This is a genomic window from Vibrio sp. GLN_1 (assembly GCF_043106015.1).
GTDB lineage: Bacteria > Pseudomonadota > Gammaproteobacteria > Enterobacterales > Vibrionaceae > Vibrio > Vibrio parahaemolyticus.
Window position 1 is genome coordinate 233,602 of sequence record NZ_JBICMD010000014.1, and the last position, 16,766, is coordinate 250,367.

A 16,766-nucleotide genomic window follows, 5' to 3' on the forward strand; every position below is an offset into this window, starting at 1 on the left:
AAGACTTTGTGCTTGTCTTGGACTAACACTACCGATTTTGGGGTGTGAAGCAATGTCACGAGAACCTGTTGAAGCCTTAAGCACTAAAACCACGCCGGAGGCCGTAAAGGAAGTACAAGCTGCGATTGCACAAATTCAAGGTACGCCAGCACCGAGAATCGCAAGCAACGTATTTGAATCGTCTCCGCACTTGTTGATTGAGAAAGGCAGAGTTAAAGGCAAGGATAACGTGCTACTAGACGGTAGCTATACCGATTTTCCTGACCAGTACACATTGCAGATTCGCGGTACAACCTGCGGGCTGTTCCACGCGAAAACAGACCAGTTTGTGCCACTAACAGCACTGAATTGTGAACCAGTCACCAAACGTTGATCAAAAAGCCCGCTGAAAATTGCGGGCTTTTCTTATCTATTCTGCTGAACAAATACAACTAGATAAAATTATTTCAGCTCAATCCAAGTCTTTCTTTGCTGCTTGTCCATGAATGACCAAGCCATAAAACGACTGATCTTTTGGCCTTGGCTCATTTCCACCACACGAATCGCTTTAACTCCCAGCTTTTCTAGCTGCTTACGCATCGGACGCACGTTGTCTTTTTTCGAAATCAACGTCGTAAACCACAGCACTTGAGAGCTAAATGCTTGGCTTTCATTGGCCATTCGACGAATAAACGCCGCTTCCCCACCTTCACACCAAAGCTCGGCGTTTTGACCACCAAAGTTCAACGTTGGCTTGCCCTGCTTCACTGGGCTATTTTGCGACTTGACCCCTTTTTTTCGCTGGTTTGCTTTTAGGTTGTCGAGTTTACGCTGACTGCCCATCGCAGCATCTTCTGCTGAACGATGAAACGGCGGGTTACAGGTCGTCACATCAAAGCGATCATTTGGCTGAATTACACCGCGATAGATGTGTGACTCGCTCATTTGTTGTACGAGTTCAATTTTTCCGTTTAACGCGACGTTGCGCTCAACGATATTGGCTGCGGAGTCTATGGATTTCGGATCAACATCGCTGCCCGTATAGTGCCAGCCGTATTGAGTAACACCGACGATCGGATAAATACAGTTTGCTCCAACACCCACATCCAGCGCGCGTACATTCTGATGGCGGTACTTTCCTTTGACTTCACCATCAAGCAGTTCTGCCAGCCGGTGAATGTAGTCCGCTCGACCAGGAATTGGTGGACATAAATAGTGCTCAGGAATATCCCAAAAATCAATGTCGTAATAAGCAGCAAGAAGCGCTTTGTTCAGCATTTTCACTGCATTCGGATCAGAGAAGTTGATCGAATCCTCGCCTTTAGGGTTCTTGATAACAAACGATGCCAGCGCAGGCTCACTGGCGATTAGCTTTTTGAAATCATAGCGACCACGATGCGCATTACTTTCGTGCAAGCCACTTTTAGCAATCTTGATAAAATCCACATCACTCTTTTCTGCCGATAGTTTCGCTTTCACTGCTGCTTTCTTTTTTACACGCTTCGGCTTGGCCTTGTTAACGTCGTTATCATGCTTTGGCTTAGCTGCTTTAGACGGAGCCTGTTTCGCGTTGTGGCTATTGTTCTTCATTCGAATTCGCTTTTAAATCGAGGTAAATCATAAACAGACGAGCATCAAATTCGAGTTGGTGATACTCAGGTTCCATGTAACAACACAGTTGGTAAAACGCTTTATCGTGATTCTTCTCGCGAGTATGAGCCAGCTCATGCACCACTAACATTCGCAATAATGCCTCCGGCGCATCTTTAAAAACGTTCGCAATGCGAATTTCGTTTTTTGACTTTAGCTTCCCGCCATGATTTCGGCTGATCACACTATGAAGCCCCAGCGCGTTGTTCACCGCATGAATTTTCTTATCGTAGACTACTTTACTGATTGGTGAGGCTTTCTTCATATAGCGGTTTTTAATCGCTATTGCATACTCGTAGAGAGCCTTCTCGCTTTTGATTTGGTGTCTATCTGGATAGCGCTTTTCGAACCAAGGGATCAGTTTTCCATTGTCGACCAATGAGCTCACCTGCTCAACGATGTTCTGAGGATAGCCTTGAATGTATCGAAGTGACGGATGCATGAGTGTTAAGTCTGCTATGACAAAATAAAGGCGCTAATTCTAGCTTTTATCAATCGGTAATACCAATAACAGTCAACTGTACGCAACTTTAACAAGGATAAATTGTTGTGTTATTGCCTAACCTTGTAGAGAAGCTAGGCATAACGAGACTACATAGGAAGCAAGTGCTCTTTGATAAAACCTACGTTATCGTGGTTTTCTCTATCCTGTTCTTTTGGCAACTGCATGTAGTCACCATAAATCATGGATAGGTAATCATCGTATCTAGCGATGCATTTATATTGACGATCTTCAAATGGGCACGAAGTATAATCATGATAAAGCGATGACTCCGTAAACTCTTTAGCAAGGTAACTGCTGCCAATGCTCACGGCATAGCCATCATCATTAACTGAGCATGTTGAACACAACCCTTTGATTGCTGATAGAAACCATTTTTTAGGCAAAAGCTTTAAACACTTTTGAAACAACCGGAATGCGATATTTACTATTGGGTTTGCCCTATCATGTCTCGAACGTTGAATACGAGCGAAAAAGTTGATCGCTTTCATTAATGAAAAGCGTAACTTTGCTGCCCCCTTCTCTTTACCAAGGCTATCAATAGGAAATATATCAATATTGATCCCGACGCCTTTAATTCGCCCGTTCGAAATAACAGAATCATTCAGAGATAGCTTGCTGAACAAAAACGGATAAGGATTGTGCTTGGTGTCCAAGTTGAAAAACGTGAAATCAGGATACTCTTTGGCAAAATTTTGCAACAGGTATTCGTAATCTTCCCTTGGCATCATAATATCGATGTCATCATCCCAAGGAATGTAACCTTTGTGACGTATCGCCCCTAACAGCGTTCCACCCGCCAGCGAGTACTCCAAATCGTGACGCTCACAAAACAGATGCACTCTATCTAAAATAGACATCTGTACGCTTCTGAGCTGCTCAAATGTTAGTTTTTTCAATTTAACTTACCTAATAAACTCGATGGTTTTCTCTAGACCAGATTTCAGATCAACCCTTGGCTTCCAGCTCAAAGCTCCAATTTTCTCCGTACACAACTTGGTTCTTTTATATTGACAATACGCATTGTCGTTAGATATTTCATGCTTAACAGAAGAAATGCCACCGCCTAGGTCCGAAAGAAGGTTTGCCAGTTGCAATATAGAAACTTCTTCCGTTTCATTGGCAATGTTGTACGCAGTATTTACCTCACCTTTTAACAACACCAAAAGCATTGCTGATACAGCATCTGTGACATAGCAAAATGAGCGCAGCGCACTTCCATCGCTTTTCAGCACTATTGGTTGATTATCTATCACGCAACCAACTAAATCTGACATCACGCGTCCATCATTTAGGAACATACCTGGACCGTAAGAATGAGCGATTCGCACTGCAGTGAAAGGAACGTCATGCTGAATGGCGTAGCTTTGTAACAATGTCTCAGCCATTCTTTTACTCTCTGGGTAGCAAGATCTTGAGTCCAATGGGTCAAAGCTGCCAAAGTCCCTTTCGCGGATCAGCTCTTGACTCTCTAAGTTTCCATACACTTCACGAGTGGACATGAACAAAAAGTTTTTTACTCGTTTGTTTTTAACGAGCTCAAGCAAATTCATGGTTCCAACAACGTTGGCCTGAATAATCCCAACAGGATCATGTTTGATGTGATGTGGGCTTGCATTACTCGCCGCATGAATAACGAAATCGACTTCGTCATCAAACTCAATCGGCTGGCAAACATCTTGGTAAAAACATTCAAATTCACCGGTTAGCTCACCAAATAAGTTTTGAACTTTCTGTTCACTACGGGCTAACAGCAAAACTCTGATGTTCAGTTGATCTTTTCTATTGAGATAAACAAAAAAGCGAACCATACAAGCTGCAAGCATTCCTGTCGCACCCGTAACAAGTACAGTTTTATTTCGCAACAAATCCCATGACTTTTGGCTCAAGTACAATTGCTCGTTATCATCACTGATGATATTAATCCGATTATTTTTCATATAATTAACCAAAAACCTGTAGATTTTCCTGCGTATCGATTATTGCCTTAAAAATAAAGAAATCGATGGGTGACGTGATTTTAATGTTTTCAGAAATGCCAGAGACTAGGCGAACATCGTATCCGTACTTTGTCATCAACGAACATGAATCGATCGCTTCGGTGTAACAGTCCTCACGCGCTTGACGATGTACTTTAAGAATATCGCGCAAATAAAAGCTTTGTGGCGCTTTCGCTAATCGAGATAACGAACGATCGTGAACGTCTTTCACGACGTCTTCATTGTCGACAAGGACAAAGGTCTCTACTGGAGGACAAGTAGTGATCGCACTACCGTGACTTTTGACCGCTTCGATATTTCGGTTGATAATTTCGTCATTGATTAAAGGTCGAACGCCATCATGAATCAATACAACAGAGTTATGATCAAACTCTTCTTCTATCTTACATAAGCCGTTAAATATCGACTCCTGACCAGTTTCACCACCGGGAATAACAAACTTCACTTTCTGAATATCAAATTTGAACAACAGTTTGCGTAAATAATCGATCCACGGTTCAACGCAAACTACAACAATGGCATCAATGTTTTTGTTCTCTTCAAACTTCTCAAGTGTGTATATAATTACTGGCTTGTTATATAGCTCTAAAAACTGCTTCGGTTTAGTGCTGTTTTGCATTCTGGTTCCGACACCACCAGCAAAAATCAAGGCAACATTCATAATTCACTCCTAAATCATAGATATCATTTTGTTAATGCTAGTGTTCACCGTCTCTCTATATCGTTCATAGTGATTAGGTTCGTAACCTTCCGTGACAGACAGGGTTAAGCGATCAATGATCTCATTTGCATCAAAATCTTGATGGGAAAAGAAACGTTCTGGATAACCTATACACTCACCGAACATTTTGACTTTGTTGTTCCAAACAAGCCCTACAACAGGAACAGTCAACGAATAAGAAATAATGCAGGCATGAAGTCGAGCGGCGATTGTGCATTTAAATGTTGAAATAAGCTCAACCAGCTCTCTTGGCGTTTGTGGCTCAATAACGTTTAGTTGCTTCCCTAGATAGGTCTCCAGATCTTCGAGAATATCTACGTCGCTTTTCAAGCCATTAGTAAATAGCTGATAAGATTGCTCGCGAGCTTCCAGTTCTGAAATAAGCGAGGCATATAGCTCGATAACTTGCGTTCTATCCAGCTCAATACCGTTATCTTTGAAGATCCTTGCACGCACCAATCCAAGTCCGACAACATCTAGCGATTTTTTCTGTATCCCATAAACTTCTGAGCTGAAAACTGCTGAATCTGCTACTTGAGCGGTTTTGACGTACCCGTTTTCTATGTAGCCATCATTGAGCAAGCTCAAATCATCACGTGTCGTAACCATTTTTATAGCACTATGATTCAGACTTTCTTTTAACAATCGACATTTGTAGTTGCTTTGGTCATAACCTTCGACGCCCACAGCGTTGAAAAAAATCGGGCATGGCTTATTCGCAACCGTGTCAACTAAAGCAGAAATATGCGCCCAACAATCTTGGTACTTAAACTTAATCATTCCTCCGCCGGCAAATACAATTGCAGACGCATCATTAAATTTATTTTTGTAATCTCGTTTATAACAGCCAACTTTATAATCAAACGATGAGCTAGAAGATAGTCTGCTTAAAATTTTATTTATTACTTTTCTTTTTAATTTTTTAAAACTATTAAATTCGTTTGAATAATTTAGGTTAAACCTTTCAACAGAGAATTCATTATCTATAATATTCTTCTTTATAAGATATTCTGCACTATCTGCTATCACTTGATCACCAAGGTTTGTGTCATGTGTATAGCCAACCATCACCAACTTTTTCGCTGTCATGCTCTTATACCTTTAGTCTTATCATTTTCTTTTCTTCTACACCTAACACCAGCCAATACGTTAAAAAGCTAATCATCCCGAATGAAACCAAAGTGGTAGAAATAAACCTTAAAATACTTTGCTCGAAACTTATCGTTAATGAAAACAATACGGCTATCGTTGGTATTAGTACTTGAAGCGCTTTGTTGATTACAAACAATATATATTTCTTAATGGATAACCCGGCTTTGAGCTTGAGAAAAGCGAGCCTCATTCCACAAGAAACTACCTCCATAAAAATGGAAACAACGATAACGGTGTAAGGGGGATAACCTAACGATAGGAAAATATAGGCCAATGGCACAGTTAGCAGCAGCACTGACCCAATTGTTGACTGGTAAGCCTTTACGTCTCCGGTTGCTTGTATAGCCGTTTGAAGACCAACCGTCGTAAGGTTTACAAACGCAAGTACTAAAAATAGCTTGATAAAAGTCAGTACACCATCAGGATAATCTCCCAACCATATCGACAACATAAAATTTGTTTCAAAAAAGATCGGCAGCGCGATGACTGAGTAAAGCAACAAGCTAAAACGGCTTGCTAACATGGATAAGTGGAGCATTTCCTCCCTATTACCCTTGCTTTCTGCCTTTACGATTCGTGGATTGAATGCTTTCATGATGTTAATGCTAAATTCCTTTAGCTTTCCATTTACTTGAACAGCAATGGCATAAACAGCATTGATATAAACGCCAAAGAAATGATTAAGCACAACAGCTAAGCCTTGAACTCTAGCAACGCCACAAATGGCGCCAAACGAGTTCCAACTAGTGAAGCCAATCATTTCTTTAAATAAGGCAATATCTAATTTGAAGTTTAGAAGGTTACATTCTTCATATTTAATCCGACAGTAAACCACCTTCACAATAAGCATTGTCCAAGAAACTGAGACAAACAACGTTCCCAGAGCGACTAGTTGATTTTCAAAGAGGATAATCAAAAATGCCGAAATCAACTTAAGCAGTGATTCAAAAACACTAAACACAGCATCAATACCTAGATCTTCATTGGCATTAATTTGCGCATTAAATGGCACGGTTACTACAGATGCTAATACGCCGACAGCCATAATCTGGTATAAAGATTGAGCGGAAGAAACAACTGATACTGGTATGTTAATTAAATCTTCAAAAATAAAAGTTTGCAGTGAAAATAACAGTAAAAAAATAATCATAGCAACAACAATATGTAGCGATTTTGTGGTAGCAAAGACGCTAGTTCTTTTTTCTAACTGTTGGGTACTGTAAAAAGACAAATAACGCTGACTTGATGTTGTCATTGCTCCATTTAAAAACAGCATTAACGCCAAAACGCCGGCAATAAGGTTGAAAATACCATAGCCTTCAACACCAAGTTGATGGAGTAAAACACGTACCATATACAGGTTAACTACGGTCGTAATTAGCATTTTGACGATCTGAAAAAGAGTATTTTTCGCGACCCGCTTCCCTGACATTTTCTCTTCCGAATTTAAAGTAAAACTCGACGTTTAAGTGAATTAGTTACAACAATTCATAAAAACGTCATATCAATGCAACAATTAGCATTCAGATAGTAGATAAAAGGATATTTAAGTTCTATTGCTACAGGTACCAATCAAAGCGTTTGGTACTTTTTCCCAACCTTACGTTCTTTATTGGCATTACATTTTTATGACTTTCACTTTCCAAACCTCATTCTTTTACTCAACAAATCAAGTTCTGGAGAGTTGAAGAAGCATATAGTAGACTTCGCCTCCCAATGATAATGGAGAGAAATTCAATGAAACGTGTCGTTCTTTACGTCAAAGACAAATGCCCTCACTGCAAAGATGCTCAACGTTATCTTGATTCGAAAAACATTAATTACCGCCTTTGTAACGCGAAAATGCAACGTGGTCGTAAAGAGCTTGATGCACTTGGTGCTCGCTCTGTGCCTGTATTGAAGATTGGTGACCGAGTAATGATCGGTTGGAATCCGAAGAACTTCGAAAAGATGTACAGTGGCAGTTAATCGCCTATAAATGGATAGTGACAAGAGCTTCTGAATTAAGAAGCTCTTTTTGTATCAGACGTAACGTTTCACAAAATCAATAAACGTCCGATCTGCGATAGATAAATACCCTTCTTTCCGCCAAGCTAGTGCCAAATCGAGCGTTACTGGTGGATGAAACGGAATGCCAACAACCCCCTTCTCGTTTTGAGTAACAAGCTCGAGCAGGGCCGTAATGGCAAACTCCTGCCTGACGATGCTCAATATCAGCGGCAGCAAGTTGGTTTCAAAGGAAGACTTCATGCTGAAACCGTGCTCTTCACTGACATGGTCTAAGAATTCTCGATGAAAATATCCGTGCTGAAACATCACCAATTCATGCTCGAAAAATTCATCAAACGTAAGAGCCTTACGCTGCGCTAGCTCATGCTCGGGAGCAACAACGGCCACCATTTGGCTGCTGAACAAATGGTCCGTTTCTAGATCTTCAGGTACATCGTCACAGCTGATCACGCCGATATCGAGTTGTCCATTGAGCAACATTCGACGAATAGATTGCGTGCCAGCCTCAACAAGCGTCAGTTTTAGATCGGGAAACTGACTCTTAAACGCCATCACGATGCGCGGGAAGAAGTAACTCCCCATCATAGAAGGCGTGCCGAGGCGAACTTCTCCTTTCGCTAAACCTTTTAGTTCATCAATCGCTAATTGCGCATCGTGCAGTTGTTGAATCACTCGCTGCGCGTGAATGAGTAAGGTTTCCCCCTCTTTCGTTAGGCTGATTTTCTTATCTTCACGACGAAACAACGTCACGCCGAGTGACTGTTCGAATTTTTTTATCGAAATGCTTAACGCTGGTTGCGCGATATGAAGTGCCTTAGCTGCGTGAGTGACATTGCCATGCTCAGCAACAGCCAGAAAATGTTTCAGTTGTTTCGATTCCATAAGATCAAAAATATATCGTATCCATATTTTTAATATATTTTTTTAATCCATATCCAACTGATAGATTGATCACAATCTCCCTTATTGCTCCTATCAGGCAGGAAACATGGTCAGCTTTGGTACTCCGGAATACAAACGCATTACGCTATCTCTGGCGCTTGGCTCTTTTTTGGTTTTTTCTAACCTATACCTTTTACAACCTATGCTGCCGACCTTCGCAACGCTGTTTTCCATTTCAGAAACGCAGGTTAACTGGTTGTTTGCTGCCTCAACGTTAGCGCTTTCATTCAGTTTGGTGCCAATGGCGGTCTTGTCCGAATCCATTGGTCGTAAGCCAGTCATGATGGTTGGCTTATTCTCTATTCCTGCCATTTCTGCGTTGATGCTACTCGGAGACTCATTTATATTTTTGGTGGCATGCCGAGCATTAATCGGAATCGCTTTAGCCGCATTTGCCGCTGTTGCCGTCGCATACATGGCAGAAGAACTTGATAAGCACGCATTTTCAATGGCCATTGGTACTTACATTGCAGCAAACTCATTAGGTGGTATCGCAGGACGTATTAGCGGCGGTTTGTTAGCGGAGAACTTTAGTGTCGATGTCGCCATCGAAGTCATGATGGTTGTAACACTGATTGGCGTAATCTGCGTGCACTACTTATTGCCAAAACAACGTAACTTCACACCGTCATCCAGCAGCTTAAGACACCAAAATCGCGCCATTATTGGTCACTTCCGAAATCAGCGGGTTTGGTTTGCAATGCTCATCGGCGGCCTTAACTTTGCGTTGTTCGTCAATCTTTACTCCGTAATGGGGTTTCGCTTAGTTAGTGCGCCGCATAACGTTCCGGTCGGTCTGGCATCGTTGATATTCATCTGTTATCTGGGAGGAACTTTTTCTTCTCGATGCGCAGGGCATTGGAGCAAACGTTACTCTTCTATTCTAGGTATGTTCTTAGGCGCTGTGGTTAGCATGGCAGGCATGTGGATTGCGGCTTTTGAAAGCCTCGCCGCTATGCTTATCGGTCTTCTGCTGATTAGTTTTGGCGCGTTTTTTACCCATACTTTGGCTTACGGCTGGGTAGGCCAAAACGCAACACAAGCAAAAGCAACCGCAACAGCTTTGTACTTGGTGCACTACTATGTCGGCGGAAGTTTAGGTGGGTTTTTATTGCTCTACTGTTGGCAACATGGCGGTTGGTCAACCGTACTGCTTGGCGGAAGCGTTTTGTATGCCGTGATGTTTGCTGCCATTGCCTACTTAAAACACATTTGTGAAAGCGTAGATACCGACAGCAACACTGATGTAGCAAGCTTGGGAAGAAGTTAATCGACTTCTCTGCTATGCTTGCGCCAAATTCATAAAAGCAAGAAAGTCGTATGCCAACGCGCTCAACACAAGAAACACCGAATACAGATATTAATGCGATCACTCAACAAGTCGATCAATGGCTTAATGATGTCGTGATTGGTCTGAATTTGTGTCCTTTCGCTGCAAAGCCGCAGCGTAACAAACAAATCAAGATTTTTGTCAGCGAAGCAACACAAGAAGAAGCGTTGCTTGAGGATATTCTGCTGCAACTTATTGAACTCAGCACCACCGAACCAGAAAAGCTGGAAACAACATTGGTCGTCGTACCTAACATGCTGCAAGATTTCTGGGACTACAACTTCTGCATCGATTGGGTTGAAGGGCTGATCAAACAACAGGATTGGGAAGGTATATTCCAAGTGGCGACTTTCCATCCAGACTATTGCTTCGGTGGTACAGCGCCAGAAGATGACGAGAACTTAACCAATCGTTCACCATACCCAATCTTCCATCTTATTCGAGAAGAGAGTATGGAAAAGGTGTTGAAGCACTACCCTGACCCTGAATCTATTCCTGACACAAACATCGCGCGAGTTTCTGCTCTTTCAGAAGAAGAACGTAAAAAGCTCTTCCCTTATCTATTTCGTTAAGCCACAGTTTAGAACCTCAAGAGACGATTTCTAATCAGTTAGATTCTGATCTCTTGGGGATTAAAGTGCGGTTTGGTATCATTGCTCCTTCAATCGATTCAATGGACATTAGAATGCAACTGTCAAAGCTAACCCAAGAGATTTTTGATCACTTATACCGTGACATCACCGAGTTCCGTAGTACGTTCGACCTACCAGTCGCAGACGCTGCAAGCCTAGATGCACAAGCAGACACACTACACACCTCTTTGGCGATCGAAGAGCTAACAGAGCTAGCAGAAGCAGATTGTAAAACTGAACAAGCCGATGCGATTGTAGACAGCGTTTACGTTCTAATGGGTCGTCTAGTTCACCTTGGTCACAGCAAAGTAGAAGATAACCTAGCGATCAGCTACCTCATTGATCTTTTACTGAACGTTGCAGTAAACCGCGGAATCGACTTTATTCCTTGTTGGGACGAAGTTCATTCAAGCAACATGAGCAAAGTATGCCGCAACGAGCAAGAGTATACTGAGACCGAAGCCTTCTACGCAGAGCAAGGTATCAAGTTGATGGCTGTACAAAAAGGCGAATACATCATCGCAAAATGTGCACAAGACTTCGTGTCTGAAGGCAAAACCGTACGTAAAGGCAAAGTGCTCAAGTCGGTTTACTACCGTCCAGCGGACTTAAAACCGCTAACTCAATAAATACTTGGTTAAGTATTCAAGAAACAAAAAAACGACCTTATACGGGTCGTTTTTATTTTATCAGCACAAACCTAGGCTCTAATCGAAGATCAAATACGGTCTCTCGTCTATCATCACTTTTCTGACCTGAGTTTTGAACACTTCAGCGAGACCAGTCTCGGAGAGCACGTCATCCGCCCTGCCCGACGCATGCAACACACCATTACTGAGCAATAACACTTTATCGGCATGTTTAAGGGTCCGATTCAAATCATGGTTCGCCACGAGCACGCTAATACCTTGTGCCGCGATAGCATTGATTAACTGATACAACAAACCTTCTTGAGCGATGTCGAGCGGAGCGGCTGGCTCATCTAAAATCAACAACTGCGAGTATGGATTTATCGTTCTCCACACTTGTAGGCATACACCCGCTAAGCGTACGCGTTGCCACTCGCCGCCTGATAGCGTTTGAATGCTGCGGTGCAACTTATCTTGCAGTTGGACGAGCTCGACCACCATATTAACGGCATCACGAACTTTACCATCAGTGATCGCAGCACCACTTGGCAACGACAACGCAAGATATTGAAAAACATCGACGTTAAATGCAGGTCTAGATTGCTGACATAAGTAACCGCGAACATAAGCTTGTTCCGACAAAGATAACGTGAGCAAGTTTTTGTCATCCACATGAACTTCACCGCTCGCTCCGTCCCTGCCAGTTAATGTGCCAGAAATCGCTGCGAGTAACGTACTCTTACCAGAGCCGTTTGGTCCGACAACGTGGACGACTTCGCCAGCTTTGCATTCAAATGAAAGTGGCAGTAAACGACTTCCAACCGCTATATGCTTAACGCGCATCATGACTCTTCACCAACATCCAAATGAAAATAGGCGCACCGATAGAAGTCGTCATCACACCTAAAGGCAGTTCTGCGGAATCCAGCAATAGTCGCGCACCAATATCTGCAAAAACAAGCAAAGCTGCGCCAAATATCGCCGACAGTGGCAACAAGTAACGGTTTTCTGTGCCAAATGCTAATCGCAGCAAATGCGGAACCACCAAGCCAACAAAGCTAATGATGCCACCTAATGCGACGGAGCAACCAACCAACACTGAGATGGCTAAAATCAACTTCCAGCGCATCTGATGAACATCGACACCGAGTTGAGTAGCATGAATCTCTCCCAGCATTAACTTATCGAGTGGTTTACCTTGGCAACATAGCCAAACTAGAACAGGTAACATGACTAATGTTACCGTGTGCTGATACCAACTCGCGCCACCAATGCTCCCCATAAGCCAGTACATTAGCTGGCGTAGACTTAAATCGTCACTGAAGTAAAAAGCCCATGTCACGATGGCACTGGATAAAATACCCAACGCGACACCGACTAACAGTAAACGCGCTGTCGTGAGATGCATCGCCCGAGCAATACCAACCAATATCAGCGTGAACAACATCGAGCCAGCTATCGCCGCCAACATAAAGATCATAGGCGTTGGCAGCACAGGCAATGCAAACATCACCAAAACCATCGCCAAACTTGCGCCCCCAGAAATGCCAAGCACGCCCGGCTCTGCCAGCACATTCCCCAACAAAACTTGTAGTGTGGCACCAGATACGGCCAATGCAGCTCCTATCATTGCTGCTGCGACCAATCTTGGCAGACGCAAATCCAGTAATAGCTTTTGCTCAAATACAGAGAGGGATTGAAAAGGAGAAAGGAAAACCTCTCCGACCATCAAATGAATAGTAGAGAGTAAAACGAGTACGACTGACATAATCACGAGATTATGCTGCCAGCGTCGCTCCTTGTTCAAGATAAGTTGTTGAAAATCCATAGTGGCCGATAAAAACAAACGAGGCTTAACCTTACAGTTAAGCCTCGGTAGATTGCAATTAACTTCTGAGAGTAATGTTGGATTAATCGTAAACCAACTCACCCTCTTCAAAACGCGTTTTCACTTCACAAACCATCAGTGCGGCACGTTGACCAATAGCAACATGACGATTTGGGAAGACAATCGCTTCGTTGTCATTTTTAGCCATCAGAGGCTTGTCGCCATCATGACCAAAGACTTCACCATGAACAAACGAAGTAAAATTCTCCACGTTGTCGTCAAACATGAAATCGAAATCATCATGCAAGCGGACGATAGTGCGACTTACGCGATATTTAATACACGGTTTCGATAAGTGCTCTGGCTGAGCTTCTGCAATCAAATTACGCAGAGCCAAGTCAAATGCCGTTAATCTGTCCAGAGCGTTTTCACCAATTCTAGCGACGCGGCCAAGCTCCATCGTTAGCGCTTGTGCACCGTAATTCTCTGCACTGTACCAACTGAACGTACTTGATGGTGAATTGGATAACAACACAGCTTCAATATGCGCACTATCGAGAAAATCCACCAACGCTTTGCTGCGAACTGGGTGGCGCGTTTTTGGGCTTACCGCAAACGTATAATGTTTCGAACCACGAATTGCACAATGCAAATCCAGGTGCCAACGCGTTTTTGGATCTGTATCTTGATAGAAATCTCGCACCAACAGTTTCAGCGTATCAGCAATCGCCAGTTCTTTCGTTGGTTCGTGCTCTTTTTCATCGAATAGACGATTGAGGTTTTCTTCTAGGAATCGTGTATGCGCCAGAGTTGACTCAGGGTGAGCAATAATGAATAGGCAACGTGCATCGACTTTCTGGAATCCAGATTCGATGTCTTTAATGATCGAATCCACCAGCTCCATCGGTGCGGTTTCATCCCCGTGAATACCACAAGAGATGATGATGTTCTTCGTTTCCTGAGTCGGGTTTTCAGGAATGACTTCTAGCACACCACGCTGATAGAGTTTGAGTTGTACGCCGTTTGATAGCACCTGCTCCGCTGGCGCTACATCAATATGAACATCTAACGTGTCAGTTAAAAACGATTGGCGAAAGAGAGACTTCGTCATGCGTTACTCCTTAATAGCACGGCGGGTATGTTAATAAATTGTACAAAGGATTTTTGTTGCTGCGATCTCACTTATGAGTAGAAACCGCTAAATTTATCAAAAATCCGATACCCATTTGCGCCATGCACTCAAATCAAGCATTGAGGCGTTTATTTTTTAAACAATTACAAAGTGTTAGGGCTGTGAACTTTACCACAGCCTTCTGTAAGATCATTATGATTTGATCAAGTTTGAGTGTCTGTTAACCTTTTGAGCCGATTTTTTCGGCGGTGTGCGGATTCTTTATACAACACATGGTCATTTGCTTTGTCACTGCTTCTATGAGCAAGCGGCTATGCGAACCAAAGAAACCACCAGTTCCACCAAATAGTTCGAACTGAAGCCCTATCCGAGCAAGATTCATCGACTAGGGTCAACAGAACTCAACCTCTTATTGGCTACGCTGCGCGAGTAGGCGTTCAAACTCATCGACTTTGTCGCGTACAAGCTCCACGCTTTGTTGCCAGAAGTCTGGTTTGGTTAAGTCCATCGATAGATGTTTTTCAACCACCTCTTCTGCCATCATGTTGCCAGTATCACGCAGTAAATTAACGTAATCAATGTAGAAGTTTTCACCTTTAGCTTCACGTTGCGCATAAATGCCTTTACTGAACAAGAAGCCGAATAGATACGGATAGTTATAGAAACTCACATCGGCAATCGAGAAGTGCAGCTTGCTTGCCCAAAAATAGGGGTCAGCTTCACTCATCACGTCTCCGTACCAATCTTCCCACGTTTCTGACATCAGATTACAGAAATCCTGAGCGGTTAATTCTCCCTCCTGACGACGTTCGTAGAATGCTTTTTCAAACTCGTATCGAACAGGAATATTGATCATTAACGCCAGCGCAGAAGACAGCTCTTCCCAAAGCATTTCGAGTTTGTCGTCCACACTTTCTGCTTTCGATATCAAATGATCGCGTACGATATTCTCTGCAAAAATAGAAGCGGTTTCTGCCAGTGTCATTGGGTAGTAAGTTTGGCAAAGCGGCAGATCTCGAATAACCCAGTTATGGAAGGCATGACCAAGTTCGTGAGCCAATGTCATCAAATCAGAACGGCTACCACTCCACGTCATGAATACCAACGGTGTGCGCGTGGCTGGTAGCTTAGTGCAGTACGCCCCCAAACGTTTATTGGCATTTGGCGCCGCATCTATCCAACCGTTTTGAACCATTAAACGCACAAACTCAGACATCTCTGGGTTGACGGTTTCAAACGCTTCGCAAATCACATCGATTGCTTCATTGAAATCGTAGACTTTAGCATCACCGCTTAATGCAGGCATTGCAGCAAGGTGGTTCCACGGCTTCATCTCATCCAAACCGTGCACTTGCGCCATCAATTTACCGGCTTTTTGACCAATATCACGACTGTCCTTCGCTACTTTCATCATGGCAGCCAAGGTTTCAGATTGAATGCGGCTACCGTACAAACTTGGATCTAAAAAGTGTACCTCTCGCTTAGTCGAGCGCTTTTTGTTTTCAGTTAAACGCCAGCCTGCAAGTGCATTTAAAATCGCGGCGAAAGACTCTTGGTGCGTTTCCATTGCTTTTTGGACGCCACGCCATGCCGCTTCTTGGCGGTCAAACTCTGAACCGTAAAGGATACTTGCAGCTTGGGAGAAACCGAGCTCTTCAGTAGTGCCATCAGCATGGTCTAACGTAACCTTTAACGAACCCGTCAAGTTGTCGTACAAATTGCCCCACGCGGATTTTCCGTCCACACTCATCGCAGCTAAAAGCTTTTCTTCTTCCATACTCAAGCGTGTATCTGCCAGTTTTCTCGACTCCATAATAGAGAAAGCTTGACCGCTGATGTCTGGATTTTCGTGATCGAGAACGCGAGCAATGAACTCATCATCTGCATGCGTTAAGGTAAGTTCAAAAGCACTAAACGCTTGAGACAATTCAGAGAAAATACGCATCATACGACCAGAAAGCGCTTTCGCTTCGGCGTTAGTAGAGTTCACTGAGGAGTAGCAATTGGCGAAGTTGTAGACCGTGCCCGCCAAGCGACTTGCTGCTTCGTTGGTCAGAATGGCATTTTGCATCACTTCAACATTTTCACAATCTTGCGATTGCTTATTCAGCAGGTCAATACATTGCTCAACAAGAGCGATATCGTCTTGAATTCGAGGATCGGCAAGGTCGTTGTAAACGATGGATAAGTCCCAACTAGGAGTGGTCATTTTTTAGAGTTCCTTTTGATGTAATCGAATCGGTCTTTCCTCTTCCTCCT

17 protein-coding genes are annotated in these 16,766 nt (G+C 43.1%); 5 read left to right on the forward strand and 12 right to left on the reverse strand.

Annotated features, from left to right (window positions below):
- Window positions 1-52: 52 nt before the first annotated feature.
- A complete protein-coding gene (locus ACF8OV_RS05995) occupies window positions 53-373 on the forward strand; it encodes a hypothetical protein (RefSeq protein ID WP_021449184.1) in 321 nt (106 codons plus the stop codon).
- 68 nt (window positions 374-441) lie between these two features.
- Here ACF8OV_RS05995 and rlmF read toward each other — a convergent pair whose 3' ends face one another.
- From rlmF to ACF8OV_RS06030, 7 genes are all read right to left on the reverse strand, one after another.
- The gene (gene rlmF / locus ACF8OV_RS06000; protein ID WP_029855840.1) at window positions 442-1,569 is read right to left on the reverse strand and encodes a 23S rRNA (adenine(1618)-N(6))-methyltransferase RlmF; all 1,128 of its coding nucleotides are present in this window, start codon (window positions 1,567-1,569) and stop codon (window positions 442-444) included.
- Window positions 1,556-2,071 (reverse strand): M48 family metallopeptidase, encoded by a 516-nt coding sequence (locus ACF8OV_RS06005; protein WP_005454903.1) that lies wholly within the window; start codon window positions 2,069-2,071, stop codon window positions 1,556-1,558. The genes rlmF and ACF8OV_RS06005 overlap by 14 nt, the downstream gene beginning before the upstream one ends.
- 149 nt (window positions 2,072-2,220) lie before the next feature.
- On the reverse strand, window positions 2,221-3,030 hold the full coding sequence (locus ACF8OV_RS06010) for a phosphorylcholine transferase LicD (RefSeq protein WP_005455037.1): 810 nt from the start codon (window positions 3,028-3,030) through the stop codon (window positions 2,221-2,223).
- A 6-nt stretch (window positions 3,031-3,036) separates the two neighbouring features.
- The gene (locus tag ACF8OV_RS06015; protein WP_079399878.1) at window positions 3,037-4,083 is read right to left on the reverse strand and encodes an NAD(P)-dependent oxidoreductase; all 1,047 of its coding nucleotides are present in this window, start codon (window positions 4,081-4,083) and stop codon (window positions 3,037-3,039) included.
- Entirely contained in the window at window positions 4,076-4,792 is a 717-nt protein-coding gene (locus tag ACF8OV_RS06020) for an IspD/TarI family cytidylyltransferase (RefSeq protein WP_005454982.1), read from the reverse strand. Before ACF8OV_RS06020 ends, ACF8OV_RS06015 begins: the two co-directional genes overlap by 8 nt.
- Window positions 4,793-4,801: 9 nt before the next feature.
- Complete coding sequence (locus tag ACF8OV_RS06025) at window positions 4,802-5,941, reverse strand: polysaccharide pyruvyl transferase family protein (RefSeq protein ID WP_203502714.1); 1,140 nt, start codon at window positions 5,939-5,941, stop codon at window positions 4,802-4,804.
- Between the two features lie 4 nt (window positions 5,942-5,945).
- On the reverse strand, window positions 5,946-7,436 hold the full coding sequence (locus tag ACF8OV_RS06030) for a flippase (protein WP_025789233.1): 1,491 nt from the start codon (window positions 7,434-7,436) through the stop codon (window positions 5,946-5,948).
- A gap of 305 nt (window positions 7,437-7,741) precedes the next feature.
- Here ACF8OV_RS06030 and ACF8OV_RS06035 point away from each other — a divergent pair, with 305 nt between their 5' ends.
- Complete coding sequence (locus ACF8OV_RS06035) at window positions 7,742-7,972, forward strand: glutaredoxin family protein (RefSeq protein ID WP_005454961.1); 231 nt, start codon at window positions 7,742-7,744, stop codon at window positions 7,970-7,972.
- Between the two features lie 54 nt (window positions 7,973-8,026).
- Here the strand turns inward: ACF8OV_RS06035 and ACF8OV_RS06040 are convergent, their stop codons facing one another.
- The gene (locus ACF8OV_RS06040; RefSeq protein WP_025507775.1) at window positions 8,027-8,896 is read right to left on the reverse strand and encodes a LysR family transcriptional regulator; all 870 of its coding nucleotides are present in this window, start codon (window positions 8,894-8,896) and stop codon (window positions 8,027-8,029) included.
- A 106-nt stretch (window positions 8,897-9,002) separates the two neighbouring features.
- Between ACF8OV_RS06040 and ACF8OV_RS06045 the strand changes: the two genes are divergently transcribed.
- The 3 genes from ACF8OV_RS06045 to ACF8OV_RS06055 all read left to right on the forward strand — a co-directional run bounded on the left by ACF8OV_RS06045 (window position 9,003) and on the right by ACF8OV_RS06055 (window position 11,547).
- On the forward strand, window positions 9,003-10,226 hold the full coding sequence (locus ACF8OV_RS06045; protein ID WP_317676151.1) for an MFS transporter: 1,224 nt from the start codon (window positions 9,003-9,005) through the stop codon (window positions 10,224-10,226).
- 50 nt (window positions 10,227-10,276) lie between these two features.
- On the forward strand, window positions 10,277-10,858 hold the full coding sequence (locus tag ACF8OV_RS06050; RefSeq protein ID WP_140352298.1) for a DUF1415 domain-containing protein: 582 nt from the start codon (window positions 10,277-10,279) through the stop codon (window positions 10,856-10,858).
- A 113-nt stretch (window positions 10,859-10,971) separates the two neighbouring features.
- Complete coding sequence (locus tag ACF8OV_RS06055; protein ID WP_005454856.1) at window positions 10,972-11,547, forward strand: nucleoside triphosphate pyrophosphohydrolase family protein; 576 nt, start codon at window positions 10,972-10,974, stop codon at window positions 11,545-11,547.
- Between the two features lie 78 nt (window positions 11,548-11,625).
- Here the strand turns inward: ACF8OV_RS06055 and btuD are convergent, their stop codons facing one another.
- The 4 genes from btuD to ACF8OV_RS06075 all read right to left on the reverse strand — a co-directional run bounded on the left by btuD (window position 11,626) and on the right by ACF8OV_RS06075 (window position 16,716).
- Entirely contained in the window at window positions 11,626-12,393 is a 768-nt protein-coding gene (gene btuD, locus ACF8OV_RS06060; protein ID WP_079857877.1) for a vitamin B12 ABC transporter ATP-binding protein BtuD, read from the reverse strand.
- Window positions 12,380-13,375: a vitamin B12 ABC transporter permease BtuC gene (gene btuC / locus ACF8OV_RS06065; RefSeq protein WP_203502716.1), complete on the reverse strand. Its 996-nt coding sequence runs from the start codon at window positions 13,373-13,375 to the stop codon at window positions 12,380-12,382. Before btuC ends, btuD begins: the two co-directional genes overlap by 14 nt.
- A gap of 82 nt (window positions 13,376-13,457) precedes the next feature.
- The gene (locus ACF8OV_RS06070; RefSeq protein ID WP_005486687.1) at window positions 13,458-14,486 is read right to left on the reverse strand and encodes a succinylglutamate desuccinylase; all 1,029 of its coding nucleotides are present in this window, start codon (window positions 14,484-14,486) and stop codon (window positions 13,458-13,460) included.
- A 430-nt stretch (window positions 14,487-14,916) separates the two neighbouring features.
- The gene (locus tag ACF8OV_RS06075; protein WP_042763580.1) at window positions 14,917-16,716 is read right to left on the reverse strand and encodes a M3 family oligoendopeptidase; all 1,800 of its coding nucleotides are present in this window, start codon (window positions 16,714-16,716) and stop codon (window positions 14,917-14,919) included.
- Window positions 16,717-16,766: the final 50 nt, after the last annotated feature.